Consider the following 21947-nt stretch of genomic DNA (forward strand, 5'->3'; position numbering starts at 1 on the left):
TCAACTCTTTTATTATGTAACCAATAATGGATTTGTTGTTAAAAATTCCTTTTATTATGTCAGTAAAAAGCGGCAGGTGATTTATCGTTATGACGCTGATCGTTATTTAGAGTTACAAGGCGAAAACTGCAGTGGATTGATTTGGTATCATGATGATAAAAATAATATTCATACCTTAATTACCAAACGATTTTATACAGCTTATCATTTACCGAAATTTAACTACTATAACCCTGGCAAACAGTATATTGCTATTCCCACCAATGATCTGTCCGATTTTGTTTTTTCAGTCGATGGTGGCAGACATTTTATAAAAGCGATGGTTTCCCCAATGGCAGCTGTACCAGGAGAAGAAGTTGATTATTTTATTGGGGTGGATGATTCGCCAATTCAAGCAATTTATGATTCAATTACTAAGTCTAATGAGCCTATTAGTGTTTCAGGTAATACCGGCTATTTTGTTTTAAAAAATGGTGAGGTAATATTTGGGGCTTCACATAATTATCGTGATTTTGATTATGAAAATGGTCTTTGGAATTTTCAGATTTTTTACCCATCAGCGGCATTTTCTGATAAAAGAGTTAGAGATGGCTCTAAGTTTGGTGCTTATAAAAAAATGCTCAATAATAAAGAATATCAATTACGGGTAAATTCAATAAAAAATCTAAAACCTGAACCTTATCAAGGTTGGGACAAAATACGTTGTGAGGTTGGGGCGGAAAGGTAATGATGATGTTAGCAATACTATCGACCCTTATAGGGGGAGCATTATTTATTATTATGCTAATTAAGCAATATCGTGAGCGATGGCAAATGGTGAGTTATCTGTTCTTTATCTTGGGGATATTGGCACTTTCGCCAGTTAATAATATACGAAAGCCTACCATTGTTCCTCCTTCGCAAATTGTGTACCGTTTTGATGAAAACCGTTATATTTTATTGACAGGCTATCGATGTGAAGGGCAAGCTTATTTTATTGACGATAAAGAACAAGTTTATTTCAGTATAGCACCTCATTCTTGGCGTATTTACACTGAACCCTATCGGCATCCAGCTAAAAATTATATTTCTATTCCTTATTCTGATCTTGCAGGCTTTGAAACCTCAATTGATGGGGGGCGTTCATTTAGAAGTACCCATTTAGGGGTTGGGCATTATTTAGGTAATCATGATTCACCGCAATACGATGTGGTGAATGATCAGGCTTTTATTTTAGGCAAAGATGGTCAGCTTTATGCATCAGAAGCGCCATTTGGCACCAAAGGTTGGTATATGTTATCGAAAAAAGAACAGCTTGAACAAGAAGCTATTTTAGGCAGAAGCCAAATTATCCCTGAAAGTATTCCCCCAATTCCAAGTGACTATACTGGTTGGGATAAAATGCGCTGCGATTATAATGCCAAAGGAACTAAATTGCCCGATAACCATACCGTGTTAGAGGTCTATCAACACTTGTTAGGCACAGCTAAATAAGGAATTAAGGCATGAAACAGAAAATAACTAAATTGTTGATAATGTTATTTGTTGTACCCGTGGTTTTGGTCGTGATTTTATCGACTTTTGCGCCATTCCCCTCCACCGAGCCAATGCCACTTATGTGGCCTAAACCATTACCCAAAGAAGGTTATCAATTATTCCATAGTATTGCCAGAAATGGTGATTTGCTAGATTATTCCTTTTATTATGTCAGTAAAAAGCGGCAGGTGATTTATCGTTATGACGCTGATCGTTATTTAGAGTTACAAGGCGAAAATTGCAGTGGATTGATTTGGTATCATGATGATAAAAATAATATTCATACCTTAATTACCAAACGATTTTATACAGCTTATCATTTACCGAAATTTAACTACTATAACCCTGGCAAACAGTATATTGCTATTCCCACCAATGATCTGTCCGATTTTGTTTTTTCAGTCGATGGTGGCAGACATTTTATAAAAGCGATGGTTTCCCCAATGGCAGCAGTACCAGGAGAAGAAGTTGATTATTTTATTGGGGTGGATGATTCGCCAATTGAGGATACTTATTATGAACCGGGAAAACCAAATACACCGATTACTATTTCGGGTAATACCGGCTATTTTGTCTTAAAAAATCATGAGGTGATATTTGGGGCTTCTTATAGATATAATCGAATTGATTATGAACATGGATTAAGCAACTATCAAATTTTTTACCCATCAGCGGCATTTTTTGATGAAAGGGTTAGGGATAGCTCTAGATTTGGAGCCTATGATAGCCTTATTGATAATAAAGAATATCAATTACGGGTAAATTCAATAAAAAATCTAAAACCTGAACCTTATCAAGGTTGGGACAAAATACGTTGTGAGGTTGGGGCGGAAAGGTAAAAATATTTTAGGCTAATTTTAGGAATGACTTTATGAAAGGTGTAATTCGATTAGGCGATCCGCATACCCATGGAGGATGTGTGATAAGTGCATCTGGTGCTATTTTTGACGGTAAGCCAGTTGCATTAGTTGGCGATCAGGTATCGTGTCCGATAAAGGGGCATGGTGTAAATAATATTGTTGACGGGCATCCGACTTGGAAAATGTATAATCGATCTGTTGCCATTAATGGTTGTAAAGCCGCTTGCGGCTGTGAGCTTATTTCAACATTATCTGTTGTAGGGAGTGAAGCATGAAATGGAGAGTACCTAACATACCAGAAAAAGCACTACCTAAGAATTTTTCTATCTGGGTTTATTTATTGGTTTTTGTGTTGAGCGCCATTTTTTTTGAATTTATAGTGTTACTCATTAATGAAAATAGTGTGCTATCTAATTTATTATTAGGGGGCTTTTATCTTGTTATCGTACCGCTATTTTTTAGTTTATCTATAACGGGGTTTATTTATAGTTATTACCATTCACAATTAATTGAAGCTCTATTTTTTAATTTAAATATTAAAAATAAACTAGCAAGATGGCAGATATGGGCAAGAAAATCAATTGGGTTAGTTGATTATTGTTATTTAACAGAAATCGATAATCTTGCTTTAAAAGTTATGGGGCTAGAAGGCAGTCAACCAATGAATCCCGATAAAGTAATGCCGATTTCAGTTATACATGAAATGAGCAGCTCACCACTATTTTATGTGTTTGAAAAAATTATTATGCCAATGAAAGCTAAAATTAATAGCTTGTCAAAAATCAAAGTGCTATTAAATATGACTCAAAGTTCAGAGGCTGCGGTTATGATTTTAGCTAATTATTGTCGTTCAAATCATATTAATATTAACGAGTCTGATATTGTGTTATCCGATTGCATACCTTCGCCTGAAATCATCCATGAATGGATAGATACAAAATATGATGAATCTATTTTAATGATTAATTTGGTATACGATGTTAAGAACCAATTATCTTTTAGTGAATATTGCTGTGCATTATTATTTTCTAATGTTAAAAAAGCATTAAATCTATCCAAATTAAGAGTGTTTCGACCTCTTAAAACTGAACTTACTGATTTAAGTGATGATATTGGTTATTTAATTAAAGCCGAGCAGGTTGAAAAGAAACGAGTTAATCAATTATGGACGACATCTTTATCTTCTTCTGCATTAAATATTTTAAAGGAGACATTTTTTGATATTAATGGCGAAATTATAATTGCGCCAAATAAAGTTTATCCATTAGATCTTAATTTAGGTAAATTAAGCGAAAGCCATGCATGGCTTGCATTAGCACTGGCTGCTGATGGGGTAAATCAGGGACAAAAGGGGCAAATGATTGCTGCGCAAGGAAGTAATGAAATTTATATTATGCAATTATCGGATAGAACCATCCAACGTATCGAAGAAAATGATGAATTATTGATTTTCCCAACGGTTTATTTTTTTAGTCTTGTTTTTTGCCTGTATTCTATTGTTGCTTTATTGGCTGTTAATTATATTGAATTAAAGGAAATATTATCAATAATTGTTTTGAGTACTTTTTTATCGGTGATTGCAGTTTGTATTCCGCTTTATTTTAAACTACAGCGTTATCAAGAAGAGTTTGATGAAATTTGGTTTGAATCGTTTAGATGATAACTTAAAGGTAGTTTTTATAGGGGAAGTGATTTGAGTTATTGTGTGAATAGTATTTTATTTGGCACGGTTATCTAAATTTTGTGATTGGAAAAGTTGCTTTAGTGAGCATCAGCTTTATAAAGTTATTGTTGTGATACTCCAAAACAAAAGGAGGTATCAATAATAAATTTCACCCTAGGTGAAAATTCACCTAGGGGGGTAAAAAAGATGTGATGTTGTATCAAATTTTTACTTAAACGTAGGTGTTACCTGAAAGTTTTTGACAAAAATTAGTTCTTTTCTGTCTTTTTTGCTCGCTCAACAAATATCATCACGACAAAAGCAATAATCGTTAAATAGATGATGAAAGCCCCATAAGTTGCTAACATATCAATCAGTGAACGCCCTCGCATGGCAAAATCGCGGAAAAATTTAAATAACCAAACTAATGGGAAAGCATGGCTGACATAGTAAGTCCAAATTGGCATTATTCCCACAGCCATTGTTGAACCGCCCATGATAAACCCTGGAGGTACTAAGAAAATCATTCGACCAGCGCCTTCTCCTGGGTTGTTAGTTTTCCAAGACAGTAACAATCCTAGCCAACCAAATGCTAATCCTGTCATAAATATGCTCGGTACAAAAGCAAAATAGTTACCGTCAAAACGCAGTTGTCCAAATATAACAAGTATGGCTGTGATAAGCGTTAATGCTGTTGTAAAAAATAGTGCATAAGGGATTGTTTTTGCTAATAAAGGTAAGAGTCCTCTTTCTATTGTTTGTTCCCACATGCCAGTTACTTTCAAGCGGCCAATAATCATTAATGAGGTTAGGCCGTAAGTCAGTGACGAGAAAAAGTAGACAAAATATATAATCGTCGATATGGTGGACGAGCTTGCTGGATTAAACATATATCGTGTTTTAAGTTGCATTGGTGATAAAGTTGCTTCAATGCCTTCTTTACCAAGTCCTAATGCTGCAACTTTACCAACACTAAGTTCAGCCCCCAATTCTGGAATATATTCATTAAGGCTTTGTAGTACTTTGGCATTTTGTGCATCGTTTGTATCATCAGCAAAATAGCCTAGGCGTACGGTTTGATCGCCTTTTTTTAAGCTTTTTTCTAGACCTTTAGGAATATATAAAACACCTAAATTACGGTCGTGTGAAACCAATGTTATTGGATTTACTGGCGATCTTATTACTTCTGTCACTTCAATATAAGGCGATGTATTGACTTTGCTAATTAATTCAGTCGAATAATGAGAACCATCAAGATCAATAACCGCAATTTTTCCTTCAAACACAGCTCCATGACTTAATACAATTGAAAAAACAAGCGAAACAATAGCAGCTAAGCCAAGCGAAACTTTATAATAAGGTATAAAATGGCCAGACAACATGGCGTCAAGCTCTTCAAGCATGGATTTAATGATGTTTTGCATCATTTTTCAACCTCAAGTGTCATTCCAGTTAATAGTTTAGGAATTGATTCTATGTAAATTCTAACTTGATAAGAGGTTAAATCAGCTTGACCTCGTTCTCGTGTCATGCGTAAATCAGCAAATGATGGCGCAGCGGTGGCAAAGCGAACTTTTCCTTTTACTTCTTTGTTAAGTGCAATTACATTTGCTGTAACCGTTGTGCCTGGTTGATAATCATTAACCATTTTTTCATTCACATAAATGTCGATATATTTACGATCGGTTTCTAATAAGACTGCTGGCGCACCGTTTGGTACCATTTCACCATCTTCAAACATAAGTTTTAATACTTTTCCATCTTCGGGTGCTCTTAATGTTAGTCGATCATAATTAAGCTGTAGTTGTTTTAATTCAGCTTCGCCTTGCGCGAGTTGTGATTGAAGCTGTGTTAATTGATTTTGGCGGTTTTGCAGTTTTTGTCGTGCAATTAAGATTGATTGTATTGTCATTCCTGTTGCATTTTTTGTTTGTTCAAATTGGCTAATTTGTTCAGGCGTCGCACCAATCATTAAGGTAGAAAGTTGGCTTTCAATTTGAATAACTTGCATTTTTGCATTAATAAAAACATTGCGAGCATTATCAAGTTGTGACTGCGAGTTTCCCCCCGATTTACGTAATTGGGTTTGGCGATCAAATTCAGTATTAGCTAGGTATCGAGCCGATTTCGCTGCTTCTAAATTGGCTTGCACTTCTTCTATTTTTCGCCAAGTTGATAATTCTGAAAGGTTGGTTTCACTTTCAGTGATTTCAATATTTTTTTGTTCTTGGTTTACTGCCGCCTTTTGGCTATCAACTAAAGCTTGCAGTCGATCGATAGCTAGTTTGGTATCGATATCTTCTAATTGCATTAAAGGATCACCTTTTTTTACTATTTGTGATTCTTCTACAAATCGCTTGGTGACTTTTCCGCCGACATTTTGAAAGGCAATATTAATCTCATCGGCAGTTAATACACCAGATTTGATGCTTTTGGCAACCGAGACCGCATCATTTCTTGAACCTAAAAAGATTAAAAATGAGCCAAAGATTAGCAGGAGTAAAAAGATAACAGGAATTTTGACATTTTTTTTCATATATAGCTTATTTTCCATTTATTTAGTCAGCTAACTATTTAAGTGAAATGAAGAACTTTAATGATTAAAGTCCGTTATTTTCGTAATAATTTACGTAACATCAATATTAAAGACTCTTGTTCTTGCGAATTGAGTACTTGTGCAAAAGCGCGAATTGATTTTAGGTGATTGGGTAATGCATTTTGAATCAGCTTTTCGCCTGTATGTGTTAAAGTGATTAATCGAGAACGACCATCATCACCACTTTTTGACATCGAGATTAAAGGCTCTGGCGCTGCCAGCATTCGTTTAACCATTACTGATACTGTCGCAGGTGTGACACCAATGCGCAAAGCAAGATCACTGGCACAGGTTTCACCTTCTGAAAACAATGACATCAATAAGGCAAACTTACCTTCAGAAACGCCGTAATCTTTATCTAATTGCGCATAGATATTAGCACGAATTAGATCGGCCGTTGTTATTAAGCTCAAAACCAGATCAACACCAGAAACATCAACGATTTCATCGTTAAATCTTTGCGCTCGAGCTAAGGTTTCACGTGAAGGCAGCTTTCTTGAATTGTAATTCAATTTTTATTACTCAATTTATTTAGTCGGCTAATTATACTGGTTTAGTTAAAATTGGCAATTATTTTAAGTGCGTTTTAGCAAGTTGATATTTAAATACTACTAAAGTAGTAATCCTTGAGGGTAATTATATTCTATGTACAGTTTCATACAATGTTATTAAATTAAAATTTTTTAGCAATTTAATTAAATTAAAATTGGAGTTATGTATGAGTAAAACCAACCTCGTTATTATTGGTAATGGGATGGTTGGGCATCGTTTTATTGAAGAGTTAATTGATAAAATGCAGCCCAATCAATTCAATATTACTATTTTTTGTGAAGAACCTCGTCTTGCCTATGATCGGGTACATCTTTCTTCTTATTTTTCTGGTCACACAGCAGAAGCGCTTTCTCTAGTTCGTGAAGGTTTATACGAAGAGAATAATATTAAAGTCTTACTTAATGAACGGGCTATTTTAATTAATCGTCAGCGTAAGGAGATTCATTCTCAACAAGGGCGAATTGTTGCTTATGATAAATTGATTATTGCGACAGGATCTTATCCTTGGGTACCACCGATTAAAGGTGCTAATGGTTCGGATTGTTTTGTTTATCGTACGATTGAAGATCTTGATGCTATTCAGGAATGTGCAAAGCGTTGTCAAAAAGGCGCTGTTGTAGGTGGTGGATTGCTTGGACTTGAGGCAGCTGGAGCTTTAAAAAACTTAGGTATGGAAACGCATGTGGTTGAGTTTGCTCCAGTGCTTATGGCCGAACAGTTGGATGTTCAGGGTGGAGAACAACTGCGTCGTAAAATTGAGGAGATGGGGGTAGGTGTTCACACCAGTAAAAATACTCAAGAAATTATTCATACACCTGCTGGGAAAATCATGCAATTTGCGGATGGCTCTGCACTTGAAGTCGATTTTATTGTTTTTTCAACTGGCATTAGAGCAAACGATAAATTAGCTCAAGAATGCGAGTTAGAAATTGGTCCTCGTGGGGGAATTGTTATTAATGATTATTGCCAAACTTCGGATCCTGATATTTATGCTATTGGTGAATGTGCTTGTTGGCAAAACAAGGTTTTTGGTTTAGTTGCACCGGGCTACAAAATGGCTCAGATAGCCTTAGCGCATTTAATGGGACAAACAGATAAATTTGAAGGCGCCGATATGAGCGCTAAGCTAAAGCTGATGGGAGTCGATGTCGGTAGCATTGGCGATGCTAAAGCAAAAACAATAGGGTGTCATAGTTATGTTTATTTAGATGAAACAACGCCAGTTTATAAAAAATTGGTTGTTTCGAATGATAATAAAAAACTCTTGGGTGCGGTATTGGTTGGCGATACGTCAGATTATAGTAATTTATTGCAATTAATGCTTAATGATATGGATCTACCTGAACATCCAGATACGCTGATACTGCCTGCACATGCAGGAGCAAAACCAGCTATGGGTGTTGATGCGCTTCCCGATTCAGCACAGATTTGCTCTTGTTTTGATGTGACTAAAGAAAAAATTATTAATGCCATTAATGCTGGTTGTCATACGGTTGCAGCAATAAAAGCTGAAACTAAAGCTGGGACTGGGTGTGGAGGCTGCATTCCACTTGTTACACAAATTCTTAATTTAGAGTTAGCTAAACAAGGCATTGAGGTCAGCCATGCATTATGCGGACATTTTAAATACTCTCGTCAGGAGTTATATCATCTTATCCGTGTTGAGGGCCTAACGTCTTTTGAGCAAGTGATTAAAAAACATGGTAAAGGTTATGGCTGTGAAATTTGTAAACCTACCGTCGGATCTTTATTAGCTTCATGTTGGAATGATTATATTCTTAAAGATAATTTGATTCCTCTACAAGATAGTAATGATATTTTCTTAGGTAATATTCAAAAAAATGGTACTTATTCGATAATTCCGCGTAGTGCTGGTGGTGAAATTACTCCAGAAGGATTAATTGCTGTTGGTCAAATAGCTAAAAAATATCAGCTCTATTCTAAAATTACTGGTTCACAGCGCATTGGCTTATTTGGAGCACAAAAAGACGATCTTCCAGCTATTTGGAAGGAGCTTATTGAGGCTGGTTTTGAGAGTGGTCATGCTTATGCCAAAGCATTAAGAATGGCAAAAACCTGTGTAGGTAGTACTTGGTGTCGATTCGGTGTCGGAGATAGTGTTGGTTTGGGCGTTGAGCTAGAAAACCGTTATAAAGGCATTCGTGCACCACATAAATTTAAACTAGGCGTATCAGGTTGTACGCGTGAATGTGCCGAAGCTCAAGGTAAAGATATTGGTGTTATTGCTACTGAAAAGGGATGGAATCTTTATGTGTGTGGTAATGGTGGTATGAAGCCTCGTCATGCTGATTTACTTGCTGCTGATCTCGATAAAAATACACTAATTCGATATATTGATCGTTTCCTTATGTTTTATATTCGTACCGCAGATAAATTACAACGGACGTCAGTCTGGCTTGAAAATTTAGATGGCGGTATTGATTATTTACGTAGTGTTATTATTGACGATAAATTAGGCATAAATGCTGAGTTAGAAAGTGAAATGACACGCTTACGTAAATTAATGGTATGTGAATGGAAGGAAGCTGTTGAAAATACAGAAGGTCAAATTCGATTTTCTCATTTTATTAATAGTAACAAACGTGATGAGAATGTCCAAATCGTACCTGAGCGTGCTCAGCATCGCCCAGCAACAGCAGAAGAACGTAAAGTAATGTTAGGGGAATAATATGAGTCAATGGATAACTATTTGTAAACTTGATGAGATTTTACCTGGCACAGGAGTTTGTGCACTTGTTGGTAATGATCATGTGGCTATTTTTCGCCCTTATAATAATGCTGAGCTTTATGCGATTAGTAATATTGATCCATTTGCTAAGGCAAGTGTTTTATCCCGAGGCATTATAGCAGAACATGAAAATGAGTTATGGGTGGCAAGTCCGCTTAAAAAGCAACGCTTTCGTTTAAAAGATGGTTATTGTTTTGAAGATGAACAATATTCAATCCCCCATTATGAAGTAGATGTTAATGACGATGGGATCGTACAAGTAAAGTCGCGCTAAATGTATTTTTAAAAGGATAAATTAATTATGTATACAGAGACAATTAATAAATGTGCAGCAAATGCTGCGCGTATTGTTCGTTTGTCAAAAACGAACCCATTTGGTTTTTGGCTAAGTTCTGCTATGGCTGGGGCTTATGTAGGAATAGGTATTATTTTGATTTTTACTTTAGGAAACCTTGTTGAACCATCAATAAGACCTTTACTTATGGGAGCAACGTTTGGTATTGCTTTAACATTGGTTGTAATTGCTGGCTCTGAATTATTTACAGGGCATACCATGTTTTTAACCCTAGGAGTAAAATGCAAAAAAATTACTCATACCCAAATGTGGACAGTATTGCCACAAACATGGTTAGGAAATTTATTAGGTTCAATTTTTGTTGCTGCATTGTATTTTTATGCTTCAACACCTCTATTATCAACGGATACTAGTTTGGTTCATGCAGCGGCTTTAGCAAAAACATCTGCTTCAGCTTCGGCATTATTTTTTAGAGGTATTTTATGTAACTGGTTAGTTTGTTTAGCGATTTGGATGGCTAATCGAGTTGAAGGTTCGGCAAAGTTTATCGCTATTTGGTGGTGTTTGTTAGCATTTATTGCTTGTGGTTATGAACACTCCGTCGCGAACATGACACTTTTTTCACTTTCATGGTTTGGTCATCATAGTGATGCTTACACATTAGCTGGAATTGGTCATAATCTATTATGGGTTTCATTAGGAAATATTGTTTCTGGCGCATTATTTATGGGACTGGGATACTGGTATTCAACACCCAAAGAAGATCGACCTTAATAACTGTTTAATTCAGGAAATGTGGTTAAAATAACCAATATAAGGGGGAAAGCATGGTAAGCAATCCCCCAAAGACGTTAAATTAATTAGGATTACATTTGGTTTTAATCATAATTAGTGATAAAAAAATAACAAAGCAATTAACAATAGGATAATTAATAAATTTCTATTATTAAAGGTTAGTTGTTAATAAATTTTTAAACAGATAATGTTTTATTTTGAGGTGTTATGGATTATTTCCCCTTATTTTGTAAGCTAGAAAACCGTGATTGCTTATTAGTCGGTGGCGGTGAAGTTGCTGAACGTAAAGCTCGATTATTACTTGAAGCTGGTGCCCGCTTAACTGTCAATGCGCATGAATTTAACGAGCAATTCATATGCTGGAATGAACAAAAACAACTAGTTTTAGTTCAAGGGGAGTTTAATGCTGAATTACTGGATGATAAATGGTTAGTTATTGCGGCAACAGACTGTCAGGAAACTAATCAAAGAGTGAGTATTGAGACGGAAAAAAGGCGTATTTTTTGTAATGTGGTTGATTCTCCAAAAGATGCGAGTTTTATTATGCCCTCAATTATTGATCGTTCCCCTATTATGGTTGCTGTCTCTTCAGAAGGGCATGCTCCTGTTTTGGCTCGATTATTGCGTGAAAAACTAGAGTCCATTTTACCTCAACATTTAGGCAAATTAGCTAAATATGCCGGTTATTTACGTAATAAAGTTAAAACAACCTATCAAACAGCGACGGAACGTCGTCGGTTTTGGGAAAGGTTATTTTCTCATGATAGGTTAGCTCAAGCGATTGCTAATAGCGATTCAGATCATGTTGAAAAACTCACTAATGAGTTATTTGATACTTCACTTGATTCCCGTGGTGAGGTTGTGTTAGTTGGTGCTGGCCCAGGTGATGCGGGCTTGTTGACTTTAAAGGGATTACAGCAAATCCAACAAGCAGATATTATTGTCTATGATAGATTAGTATCGGATGAAATTATGAATCTAACTCGTCGCGATGCTCAACGTATTTTTGTTGGTAAACGAGCAGGTTTTCATTGTGTACCTCAAGAACAAATAAATCAGATTCTTTTACAACAAGCTAAAAAAGGTAAGCGTGTTGTACGTTTAAAAGGTGGAGATCCTTTTATTTTTGGTCGAGGTGGTGAAGAGCTCGAAACATTATTTAACGCCGATATTCCATTTTCTGTAGTACCAGGAATTACAGCAGCTTCAGGTTGTTCTGCATATAGTGGGATCCCATTAACGCATCGGGATTATGCTCATAGCGTACGTTTAATTACTGGTCATTTGAAAGATGGTAGTCACCTTGACTGGAAGAGTTTAGCCGCTGAAAAGCAAACATTAGTTTTTTATATGGGATTATCTCAAGCCAGTAACATCGAAAAACAATTAATTAAATACGGTATGAATGCAAATACGCCAATTGTAATTGTTGAAGAAGGCACAACAACGAAACAAAAAGTAATATCAGGCCAGTTATGTGATTTAGCACAATTATCTTTGCAAGCCTGTAGTCCTAGTTTAATTATTATTGGGCCTGTTGTTGCATTACGGGAAAAACTAAATTGGTTTTCTGAGTGTTAGTGGGTACTAAAGGTTTGATCTGTCCATATTTTAATGGAGCTTTTTTAATGTGTAAAAGAGTTTAATATAAGCATAAAATACGATTAACAGTTCATAGTATAATGTGACTCTAAGCCTAGGGAGATCGCAAATACGCACTATTGCAGTTAGATAGTAAAAGCGCTTTTTTCTAAAATAAAGAACAAAATTCGCTACTAACAAAATGAAACACCGCCCAGTAAGTGTTTCATTTTAATTTAAAACGAAAAAATAAAATCAATTATCTATCTGAGGATTTTTTATAAAAATTTTCTTGTTTTGGCGGTGTTATTTTAGGAAAGCGTTACTGTTTTAATTGTTCAATAAGAAGACACGTTATAAAAATCACTTTGCTCATAGTCAAAAAATAAAGCCTATGCTAGACTGAATCAAACTCTGAAGCTTTTTTACCTAAGTGATATTTTCATATGGTGGATTAGCCGCGGTATAACGCAGAAATGGTTATGCTTCCCGATTTGGATAAGGTGTTTAATGTATATATGCAATTAGTTGATAATTATCAGCGTCGATTTCAATATCTACGTTTGTCGATTACCGAGCTGTGTAATTTTCAGTGTCAGTACTGTTTACCAAGTGGTTATCAGCCTAACAAGGAACATAAATTTTTGTCGCTCAGTGAGATTAATAATGTTGTTGCAACATTTACTGAACTTGGTGTGCGTAAAATTCGGTTAACGGGTGGTGAGCCCACTTTGCGTCGCGATTTTATTGATATCTTATCGCTCATATCTTCCTATCCCAGCGTGAAAGAACTCGCTATTACGACCAATGGTTCGCGTTTATTAAAAAATATTCACCATTGGCATCAAGCTGGTTTAAATGCGATTAATATTAGTATCGATAGTTTTACTCCCCATTTATTTAAATTAATTACTGGTCAAGATAAGCTTAAAGAATTACTGCAGTGTGTTGATAAATCGTTAGAAGTAGGTATAAAAAAAGTCAAAATTAACACTGTTTTGATGAAAAACATGAATGATAATTTAAATGATTATTTGTTATGGATTAAAAATATTCCAGTAGAGTTGCGTTTTATTGAACTTATGGAAACAGGCGAAAGCAATGATATATTTAATCGTTATCACTTGTCTGGTAGTTTTATTGAAACACAATTAATTGCGCAGGGGTGGGAGTTACAACCCAAAAAACCATTATCAGGTCCTGCTAAGATTTATGTGCACAGCGATTATCAAGGAAAAATTGGTTTGATTATGCCCTATTCAAAAGATTTTTGTAAAAGTTGCAATCGATTACGTGTATCATCTATCGGTAAATTACATTACTGCCTATTTGGTGATGCGGCGGTTGATTTACGTGATTTGTTGGAAAGCTCAGAACAGAAACAACAATTAAAAGCAAGAATTCTTGCTTCATTAATGATTAAACCAGAAAAGCATTTGTTACATGATCATCGTGTAGGGCTCATCCCTAATTTATCTTATATCGGTGGATAATTGGCTGTTCTGTTTTGGGACATTGTCAATTTGCCAATGTTGTATAGCCCAATCTAGTAACTGTTTTTGAGTGGCGTCTTGCCAATCTTCTGGCACATATTGTCCTAGAAACTGTAAAGCCTGGACGGTTAACGCTTTAAAATTGTTTAAATCAATCGGGCTAGCATGATTTTGTTTTGATAGTTTATTGCCATTTTTATCTAATACTAGTGGTAAATGGCAGTAACTTGGCACAGAAAAACCAAGCAGTTGATATAGTGAGATTTGTTTTGCAGTAACAGGTAAAAGATCCGCGCCACGAACAATTTCGGTAATTCCTTGTTCATGATCGTCTAAAACTACCACTAAGTTATAGGCAAATAAGCCGTCTTTGCGGTGAATAATAAAATCTTCTTGCGCACTTGCTTTTTCAACTGTTTGTAAGCCACGAATCTGATCTTTAAATTGAAAAATAGGATGATTTTGTTTTAAACGTATAGCAACTTGTTGCTTATTATTGATAGATAAATGTCGTTCACGACAAAAGTTATCGTAAATACCATTTGTTAGGTTTTGAATTCGTTGTCTAGTACAGTCACAATAATAGGCTTGTTGTTTATCTATTAGTGTTTTTAAAACAGTGCGGTAACGCTCACTGCAAGATGATTGATACAAGACTGTATCATCCCAATATAAATTAAGCGCTTCAAGCGTTTTTAATATAAGTGATGATGCCCCTTTGACTTCTCGTGGTGGGTCGATATCTTCGATACGGACAAGCCATTTACCACGACAAGATTTAGCTTGGAGATAACTACCAAGAGCCGTTACCAACGAACCGAAATGTAATGGTCCAGATGGCGAAGGGGCAAAACGACCGATATAATGCATAGGTCTGATTTGGAATGATAGATAAAACTGGGATCACATACCCATTTGTTTTTCGCGAAGTTCAGCAAGCGTTTTACAATCAATACATAAATCGGCTGTTGGTCTTGCTTCTAAACGGCGAATTCCAATTTCAACACCACAAGATTCACAATAACCAAAATCGTCTGATTCGATTTTCTTTAACGTTTTTTCAATTTTTTTGATGAGTCTTCTTTCTCTATCTCGAGCGCGTAATTCAAGGCTGAATTCTTCTTCTTGTGTTGCTCGGTCAGCCGGATCTGGAAAGTTCGCTGCTTCATCTTGCATATGTGTAACTGTTTTTCCCATTTCACCTTGTAGCTGTGTTAGCCAAGCTTCTAAAATAAGTTTGAAATGTTTCAATTGCTTAGGGTTCATGTACTCCTCGCCTTTTGCCTCTTTATAAGGCTCAAGCCCAGCAATTGAAAGCAGGCTAAGAGAAGATGTATTTACTTTTTGTTCCTTTTTCACTGCAATCCCCTTAAGTAAAGATTATTTGAAAGCGCTAAACTATAGCAATAATTCAGCCTTTGGCAAATTTTTTTTATCATTTTTATAATTAAAAAATAAAAAAATAGTACAACTATATGTTATTAATAAAGATAATTAATTATTCCACTTTTTTAATCCATTTTCAGGGCATTTAGCTACTAAATCGTACAATTTGTCGTTATCGGGGAAAATAAGTTCAGGACTGATATCAAATAGTGGATAGAGGACAAATTCTCTATTTTTCATATGATAATGAGGGATAGTAAGTCTTTCATTATTAATGACTAAGTCATCATAAAGTAAAATATCTAAATCTAGGGTTCTAGCACCCCAACGATTATCTTTGCGTACGCGTCCTTGTGCTTTTTCAATTGCTTGTAGTTCATCAAGCAATGCTATAGGTGATAAGCTTGTCGTCAGTTTAATTACTGCATTAAGATAATCATTTTGATCTTGTGGCCCTAAGGGCTTACTTCGGTAAAATGGTGAAATATCTACCACTTTTGTGCTAGGTAAACAGCGTAATGATTCAATAGCACGATTAGCTTGTGCAAGCGGATCTTCAAGGTTGCTCCCTAAAGCAACATAACAAATTGACATAATTAGACTTATTTTTTGTGATGTTAAATACAATTGATGGCAATATCTTAGCACATAAAACAATTGCCAAGAATGATTATATAAATAGATTCATGCTTATGACTTTGTGTTATAAAAATATAACCATATAATCTTTAACTTTTTATTTATTTTTCACTATGTTACTTATGGTAAAGCAAATTATTTTATTAAATGGTTATTTTTATTAATTATTGTATTTATTGAGAATATAAAATGAATTTAGGTCAACAATTAAGTATTTTAATAAAAAATACTTCAATAATCAGTGATCCTCAAGTTATTGATTGTGCTATCAAGGGGATAACCGATTATTTTGCCTGTAGTTTACAAGCTTGTCAGGAAGATGATGTTCATAAATTACTAGCATGGATAGCAGATGAGGGTGGAAATACTAGAGCTTTGCTGATTGGTCAAAAAAAGTTAGCTACGGCAAGGCAAGCAGCACTTTTTAATGGCTTCCAAGCGCATTGTTTAGATTATGATGATGTACATTCAGATGTTAGAGGCCACCCTTCAGCCGTTATTTTATCCGCTCTTATTGCTAGTGTTCGATTAGATAGTATTGAACAAAAGGTTGATAGTCGACGTTTTTTAACGGCTTATGTTATTGGTATCGAAGTGATGGCTTTGTTGGGTAAAAGTGTTAATCCACAGCATTATGAAAAAGGTTGGCATGCAACTATTACTTTGGGTGGAATTGCTGCCACTGCTGCTATTTGTTACCTCTATGATGAACCTTTTTTATCACAGGCATTAACATTAGCAGCTACACAAGCATCAGGAATGCGTTTGTTAATGGGTACTCCGATCAAATTTTTACATGCAGGATTAGCAGCACAGCATGCTGTACAATCCGTTGAATGGTTAAGAGTTGGTATACATGCCGCTCAGGATTTTTTAGATGATAAATTAGGTTTTTTGGCTATTTATGGGCAAGGTAATACACATTTTGATTTAAGTCATTGGGGTAAAACTTGGAAGATTGTGGATCCCGGATTATGGTTTAAAAATTATTCTTATTGTTCAGCTGCTGCTTATGTTGCTGATGCAGGTCAATTACTTTACCAAAATCCTAGCTTTGAAATTGATAATATTAATAATATTGTTATTTATTTTGCACCGCCAAATAGTGATGCTGCACTGATATATAAAACCCCTTCATTGGCGCAGCAAGGACGTTTTTCGGCTGAATATGTTTTAGCATTAACTCTTTTAGGATTGCCACTTGGTTTTGAGCAGTTTTCATCACAACCTATTTCAAATGCAATAAAACAATTAATGCAGAAGATGAAACGAAGTTATCAAACGCATCTTACGCCACATCCAGAAGCTTATAATGGGCGTTATGTAATTATTGATATTTTTCTTAAAAATGGTAAAAAGATAAGTCAGCGTATTGATATTCCCAAAGGTTCTCCTAAAAACCCATATAGCCAAACTGAAATGTCGTTAAAATTGCATTCAGCGATTAAAGATCAAGCTAAAACAGAGCAATTATTAACAGATATTCATAAACTAGCAAAAGGTTTAGATATTCGTCAATTTCTATTATCTTATTTATTTACTCTTTAAATGTTAAATTATTATCATTAGTTAGTATAGTTTTTAACTAAATTTCAAAATCAATTTCGTCAGTTAGCTGGCGTAAAAATCGTTGCGTAATTTCATTTTGAGGATTATCGATGACTGATTTTGCTGGTCCCTCTTCGATAATCATTCCTTCTGCCATAAAGATAATTCGATCTGCAACGTACTTAGCAAACTCCATTTCATGCGTTACTATAATCATAGTAATATGTTCTTTTGCTAGCTGTAGCATGACTTGCAATACTTCGTGTACTCGCTCAGGATCGAGTGCAGAAGTCGGTTCATCAAATAATAATACATTTGGTTTAACAGCTAAAGCTCTTGCAATTGCAACACGTTGTTGTTGACCACCCGATAAAGTGATGGGATATTGTGTTGCGTATGGCAACATACCGACTCGTTCTAATAATGATAATCCTTGTTGTTTTGCTTTGGTTTTATCCATTTTTTGACCAACAATTAATGGATAAGTTATATTTTCTAATGCTGTTTTATTTTTAAATAAATTATAGTGTTGAAAAACCATAGCGGACTGTTTTCGTAAGTTGCTTTCTTCTTTAATACTATAATGCTTACTATTAAGTGATACAGTTCCTATTTTGATAGTGCCTGTATTTGGTTTTTCTAGTAAATTTAAACAACGTAACAGAGTTGATTTTCCTGAGCCTGATGGGCCAATAATGGCAACAACTTCACCTTGTTTTATATTTAAGTTGATGTCTTTTAATACTTCATTATTTGCAAAACGTTTAGATAAATGCGAAACAGAAATCATAACCTTACTCCTTAACGATGATAAGGTATACTGAGCTTTTGCTCTAATTGTTTTTGTATCCAAGAATAGGCAACAACAGTTAGCCAGTAAACAATACCTACAGCTAAATAGGTTTCGAAGTAGAGGAATGAGTTAGCAGTTAACATTTTCCCCGATGCTAATAGTTCTTGCACGCCAACAAAAAAGGCAACAGATGAATCTTTAAGTAATGAAATGAACATATTGCCGGCGTTTGGTAGAGCATTGACCATAGCTTGTGGTAGTATAATACCTCGATAAACTTGTATTTTACTTAAACCAACGGTTATTCCTGCCTCTTTCTGCCCCTGATCAACGGACTTTAAACTTGCTCGGAAAATTTCAGCTAAATAGGACGAATATTTTAAACTGAAGCAGATAATGGCTGCTGTTGTAGCGCCCATTTGTTTTAAAACAGGAAAAATTTGTGGTAATCCATAATAAATAATAAACAGTAAAACAACAGAAGGTATTCCTCGAAACAGTGAAATAAACAGTGCAAAAAACGAATCGATAATGATTATTTTATTGCTACGTAATAGTGCAATCGCAAGTCCAAATATAATGGCAAACATAATCGATATGATGGTAATAAAAAGTGTAACAGGCAGATAAGGTAATATCTGCGGAAATACACTTAAAAAATAGTTTACATTAAAATTCATAGGGTAATATCTTCACCAAAATATTTAATTGCAAGGTTTTTCAATGTGCCATTGGTGCGTAACTTTTCGATGGCTTGATTGAATTTTTCACGTAGTGCTTGGCCTTTTTCATCTTTACTAAATGGAAAAGCAACGGGCTCAATAGTAATTGGCTCACCCACTAATTTAAACGGTAGGTTTTTACGCTTAATTTCAGCCAGTAATATTGGCTTAGAATTGACATAACCATCAACTCGTCGATACTCCGTGTCATACATTGCACCATCTCGTGTTTCATAGGTCTTGATTGTTATTTCGTTGTTAGGAAAGGCTTTTTTTAGATTGTTTATATGATTTGAGCCTAGCACACCGGCAATGGTTTTACCTTTAAAATCAGATAATTGCTTAATATCGTTGTTATCTTTGTGGGTAACAACTTGGCTACCGTAAAGGCTATAGGTATTGGAAAAATCATATTTGGCTTGACGAGCATCTGTAACCGCAACTGCATTGGCAATAGTATCTAAACGCCCTGAATCAAATTGCCCCATTAAGCCACCAAATTCAGCAATGATCCATTCGACTTTATAGCCTAATTCGTTAGCAATTGCTTCAGTAACTTCAACATCAAATCCGACTAAATTGCCATCTTGTTTATAACCGTTTGGATAGCTTTGTCCTGTGGAGCCCACTTTAATGACATTTTGCTCTGTTACTTGGTGATTGGATTTATTATCACAACCAATTAAGGCTAGGCTAGTTAATAAAAGAGCGGACAGTAACTTGCTTATTTTTTTCATTGTTTATTACTCCTTTTTTTCCATTCGGTATAGTTTTTATGATTTAAGATTTTTTCAAAATAAAGTGTGGTATGATCGAGTGTTAAATTAGCTTGCCCTATTTTTTTATAGCCTCTATTAATATAAGTTTGGGCAAGCCATGGATGATTTGCAGCAGTGCCTAACGTGACAGCAGGTAATTTTAGTTGGTTAATTAGAATTTGCTGTTCAACAAAATCCCATAATGCATTACCATAACCTTTGCCTTTATATTGTGGCGCTGTTGCAAACCAACCTAAATGCGGTAACCCATAAGGTCCTGGGTTATTACCCCATGGAAAGCGAATACTTAAGGTTGATAGTAGATCACCTTCTTTTTCAAATAGATACACGGCATTGGAATTAATATGGTCAGCAATTTGCGATTGCGTGACTGTTGCTGCGACAAAATGGATGCCTAATTGAGTGGTGGATTGATAAGCATTATGCAATAGCGCCTGATAAGCAGGAATGTCTTTATGAGTGATTAAGCGAAAGCTCATGCTAATACTCCACACTGTTCAGCATATTGAATAACTTGTGCTACTTTTTCAGGTGCAGAGCCAATATAGCTAATTGGATCTAACCAAGCATCAAGTTCGGATTCGGTGAATTCTTTATTTAAACGTGGTTCTTCTAATAATATATTTTTAAATGGTCGATTTTGTTCAAATGCTTTCATGGCGCTTTGGTAAACTAAATTATGTGCAGTTTGTTTGCCTAATCGTTTGCCGATTTCAAACATCACTTTTTCAGATAGTAGTAAACCATTTTGTAGTGATAAATTGATCAACATTTTGTCAGCATTGACTTTAAGTCCTTTAAGTACGGCAAGGGCTGTCTGTAATTGCGCTGAAATATAAAGGTTAATTTCTGGTAGTGCGATCCATTCTGCTCGCCAACTCATGGCATCGCGTTCATGTTCAACTTTCATTGATTCGTGAATTAATGCGACACTTTTTAAAAGTGGAGCTGTCAAACTGGCTAAACCTTCTAATGCCGCTGGGTTGCGTTTATGCGGCATGGTAGTTGAACCTATTTTTCCTTCCGAGAACGGTTCTTCAACTTCGTTAATTTCGGTACGCATTAAGTTGTAAAATTCATTGCCCATTTTACCTAATGTGCCACTAATTAGCGCAATGACTGATGCATATTCAGAAAAACGGTCACGAGCTGCTTGCCAACCGATATTAGGGGTATTTAGTCCCAGTATTGTTAAAGCACGCGTTTCAACTTGTGGTCCTAACTTGCCCATTGAGGCATAAGTACAAATTGCACCACTAATATTACCGACTAATACTCGCTGTTTGATTTCACTTAAACGTTGTAAGTGCCGAATAAATTCATCTAACCATACGGCAAGTTTAAAACCATAGGTTGTAGGGAGTGCTTGCATGCCATGGGTTCGTCCAACCATGGGTAAATACTGATACTTTTTAGCTAAACGTTTTAGTTCTAGTGCCACTAGTTTGCTATCGCGTTCAATTACAGTAAAAGATTGTTTTAATTGTAAAACAGTTGCAGTATCGACGATATCTTGTGTAGTTGCGCCGTAATGAATATATTGACCCGCATCACCGACTTGTTTTTGCAGTGCATTAATTGTTGACATTAACGAATGTTTGGCTTTAGCTGCTTCTTCGGCAATTTGTTCAATTGATAATTTAGATGCATCGGCTTTGGATATGATTGAATTGGCTGCTTCAATTGGAATAACGCCTAACTCGCCTTCCGCTTTAGCTAAAGCAACTTCGACATCAACCTGTTTTTGCAAGCGATTTGTCTCAGACCAAATTGCTCTCATTTCGTTAGTACCAAAGTTATTGCCCAAAATTAAAAAATCTAAAATATGTGACGCCACCAAACTATCCTCAATAATTGTTACTATCTTACTCAATAATTATTAGTAATTATTGCAGTATCGTCTAATAATCTGTTTTTCTATTGATATAACCAAATGGAATAAAATACTAATGAGAAGGGGGGAGCTGTAAGTAATCATTAG

At 35.4% G+C, this 21947-nt stretch carries 22 protein-coding genes and 1 riboswitch; of the genes, 11 read left to right on the forward strand and 11 right to left on the reverse strand.

The genetic code is table 11. The features are described from left to right. The 5 genes from A9G32_RS12975 to A9G32_RS04215 all read left to right on the forward strand — a co-directional run. Positions 1 to 727: T6SS immunity protein Tli3 family protein (locus tag A9G32_RS12975; RefSeq protein WP_065640644.1), on the forward strand; the 727-nt coding region annotated here is incomplete at its 5' end. After that, positions 727 to 1473 carry a T6SS immunity protein Tli3 family protein gene (locus A9G32_RS04200; protein ID WP_141672876.1) on the forward strand — a complete coding sequence of 249 codons (747 nt, stop codon included), beginning with the start codon at positions 727 to 729 and terminating at the stop codon, positions 1471 to 1473. The genes A9G32_RS12975 and A9G32_RS04200, both read left to right, overlap by 1 nt. Before the next feature lie 11 nt (positions 1474 to 1484). Then, positions 1485 to 2354: a T6SS immunity protein Tli3 family protein gene (locus A9G32_RS04205; protein ID WP_065609359.1), complete on the forward strand. Its 870-nt coding sequence runs from the start codon at positions 1485 to 1487 to the stop codon at positions 2352 to 2354. Between the two features lie 32 nt (positions 2355 to 2386). Continuing rightward, positions 2387 to 2650 carry a PAAR domain-containing protein gene (locus A9G32_RS04210; protein WP_065589662.1) on the forward strand — a complete coding sequence of 88 codons (264 nt, stop codon included), beginning with the start codon at positions 2387 to 2389 and terminating at the stop codon, positions 2648 to 2650. Then, entirely contained in the window at positions 2647 to 4035 is a 1389-nt protein-coding gene (locus A9G32_RS04215; RefSeq protein ID WP_065589661.1) for a hypothetical protein, read from the forward strand. The genes A9G32_RS04210 and A9G32_RS04215 overlap by 4 nt, the downstream gene beginning before the upstream one ends. Positions 4036 to 4307: 272 nt before the next feature. On the opposite strand, the gene A9G32_RS04220 is transcribed toward A9G32_RS04215, so the two are convergent. The 3 genes from A9G32_RS04220 to A9G32_RS04230 form a co-directional block, all read right to left on the reverse strand. Next, positions 4308 to 5465, reverse strand: coding sequence for an ABC transporter permease (locus A9G32_RS04220; protein WP_218055832.1), 1158 nt, complete (start codon positions 5463 to 5465; stop codon positions 4308 to 4310). Next, positions 5462 to 6574 (reverse strand): HlyD family secretion protein, encoded by a 1113-nt coding sequence (locus tag A9G32_RS04225; RefSeq protein WP_081296749.1) that lies wholly within the window; start codon positions 6572 to 6574, stop codon positions 5462 to 5464. Before A9G32_RS04225 ends, A9G32_RS04220 begins: the two co-directional genes overlap by 4 nt. 74 nt (positions 6575 to 6648) lie before the next feature. Continuing rightward, positions 6649 to 7146 carry a MarR family winged helix-turn-helix transcriptional regulator gene (locus A9G32_RS04230; RefSeq protein ID WP_065589660.1) on the reverse strand — a complete coding sequence of 166 codons (498 nt, stop codon included), beginning with the start codon at positions 7144 to 7146 and terminating at the stop codon, positions 6649 to 6651. A 206-nt stretch (positions 7147 to 7352) separates the two neighbouring features. Between A9G32_RS04230 and nirB the strand changes: the two genes are divergently transcribed. From nirB to moaA, 5 genes are all read left to right on the forward strand, one after another. Then, on the forward strand, positions 7353 to 9875 hold the full coding sequence (gene nirB / locus A9G32_RS04235; protein ID WP_065589659.1) for a nitrite reductase large subunit NirB: 2523 nt from the start codon (positions 7353 to 7355) through the stop codon (positions 9873 to 9875). Position 9876: 1 nt separating this feature from the next. After that, entirely contained in the window at positions 9877 to 10209 is a 333-nt protein-coding gene (gene nirD / locus A9G32_RS04240; protein WP_065589658.1) for a nitrite reductase small subunit NirD, read from the forward strand. A gap of 27 nt (positions 10210 to 10236) precedes the next feature. Beyond that, positions 10237 to 11004 carry a nitrite transporter NirC gene (nirC, locus tag A9G32_RS04245; RefSeq protein ID WP_065589657.1) on the forward strand — a complete coding sequence of 256 codons (768 nt, stop codon included), beginning with the start codon at positions 10237 to 10239 and terminating at the stop codon, positions 11002 to 11004. A 228-nt stretch (positions 11005 to 11232) separates the two neighbouring features. After that, positions 11233 to 12606, forward strand: coding sequence for a siroheme synthase CysG (cysG, locus tag A9G32_RS04250; protein WP_065589656.1), 1374 nt, complete (start codon positions 11233 to 11235; stop codon positions 12604 to 12606). Between the two features lie 400 nt (positions 12607 to 13006). Beyond that, positions 13007 to 13128: riboswitch (molybdenum cofactor riboswitch) on the forward strand. Continuing rightward, the gene (gene moaA, locus A9G32_RS04255; RefSeq protein ID WP_065589655.1) at positions 13125 to 14099 is read left to right on the forward strand and encodes a GTP 3',8-cyclase MoaA; all 975 of its coding nucleotides are present in this window, start codon (positions 13125 to 13127) and stop codon (positions 14097 to 14099) included. Its footprint overlaps the riboswitch before it by 4 nt. On the opposite strand, the gene gluQRS is transcribed toward moaA, so the two are convergent. The 3 genes from gluQRS to folK form a co-directional block, all read right to left on the reverse strand. Next, on the reverse strand, positions 14079 to 14969 hold the full coding sequence (gluQRS, locus tag A9G32_RS04260; protein ID WP_065589654.1) for a tRNA glutamyl-Q(34) synthetase GluQRS: 891 nt from the start codon (positions 14967 to 14969) through the stop codon (positions 14079 to 14081). The two genes, moaA and gluQRS, sit on opposite strands and share 21 nt — an antisense overlap. 33 nt (positions 14970 to 15002) lie before the next feature. After that, positions 15003 to 15458 carry an RNA polymerase-binding protein DksA gene (gene dksA, locus A9G32_RS04265; protein ID WP_034910366.1) on the reverse strand — a complete coding sequence of 152 codons (456 nt, stop codon included), beginning with the start codon at positions 15456 to 15458 and terminating at the stop codon, positions 15003 to 15005. Positions 15459 to 15593: 135 nt separating this feature from the next. Next, a complete protein-coding gene (gene folK / locus A9G32_RS04270) occupies positions 15594 to 16079 on the reverse strand; it encodes a 2-amino-4-hydroxy-6-hydroxymethyldihydropteridine diphosphokinase (RefSeq protein ID WP_065589653.1) in 486 nt (161 codons plus the stop codon). Between the two features lie 234 nt (positions 16080 to 16313). Between folK and A9G32_RS04275 the strand changes: the two genes are divergently transcribed. Continuing rightward, complete coding sequence (locus A9G32_RS04275) at positions 16314 to 17672, forward strand: MmgE/PrpD family protein (protein ID WP_065589652.1); 1359 nt, start codon at positions 16314 to 16316, stop codon at positions 17670 to 17672. A 37-nt stretch (positions 17673 to 17709) separates the two neighbouring features. Here the strand turns inward: A9G32_RS04275 and A9G32_RS04280 are convergent, their stop codons facing one another. From A9G32_RS04280 to purB, 5 genes are read right to left on the reverse strand one after another with little or no spacing between them, the layout of a single operon-like run. Continuing rightward, positions 17710 to 18462 (reverse strand): amino acid ABC transporter ATP-binding protein, encoded by a 753-nt coding sequence (locus tag A9G32_RS04280; RefSeq protein WP_065568694.1) that lies wholly within the window; start codon positions 18460 to 18462, stop codon positions 17710 to 17712. 11 nt (positions 18463 to 18473) lie between these two features. Then, positions 18474 to 19145 (reverse strand): amino acid ABC transporter permease, encoded by a 672-nt coding sequence (locus tag A9G32_RS04285; protein ID WP_034910372.1) that lies wholly within the window; start codon positions 19143 to 19145, stop codon positions 18474 to 18476. Next, positions 19142 to 19924 carry an amino acid ABC transporter substrate-binding protein gene (locus tag A9G32_RS04290; RefSeq protein WP_065589651.1) on the reverse strand — a complete coding sequence of 261 codons (783 nt, stop codon included), beginning with the start codon at positions 19922 to 19924 and terminating at the stop codon, positions 19142 to 19144. Before A9G32_RS04290 ends, A9G32_RS04285 begins: the two co-directional genes overlap by 4 nt. Beyond that, a complete protein-coding gene (locus A9G32_RS04295) occupies positions 19921 to 20445 on the reverse strand; it encodes a GNAT family N-acetyltransferase (protein ID WP_081296750.1) in 525 nt (174 codons plus the stop codon). Before A9G32_RS04295 ends, A9G32_RS04290 begins: the two co-directional genes overlap by 4 nt. Further along, positions 20442 to 21803, reverse strand: coding sequence for an adenylosuccinate lyase (gene purB, locus A9G32_RS04300; RefSeq protein ID WP_065589650.1), 1362 nt, complete (start codon positions 21801 to 21803; stop codon positions 20442 to 20444). The genes A9G32_RS04295 and purB overlap by 4 nt, the downstream gene beginning before the upstream one ends. Between the last annotated feature and the right edge of the window lie 144 nt (positions 21804 to 21947).

It is taken from the genome of Gilliamella sp. Gris3-2 (assembly GCF_001690345.1).
GTDB classification, from domain to species: domain Bacteria; phylum Pseudomonadota; class Gammaproteobacteria; order Enterobacterales; family Orbaceae; genus Gilliamella; species Gilliamella bombi.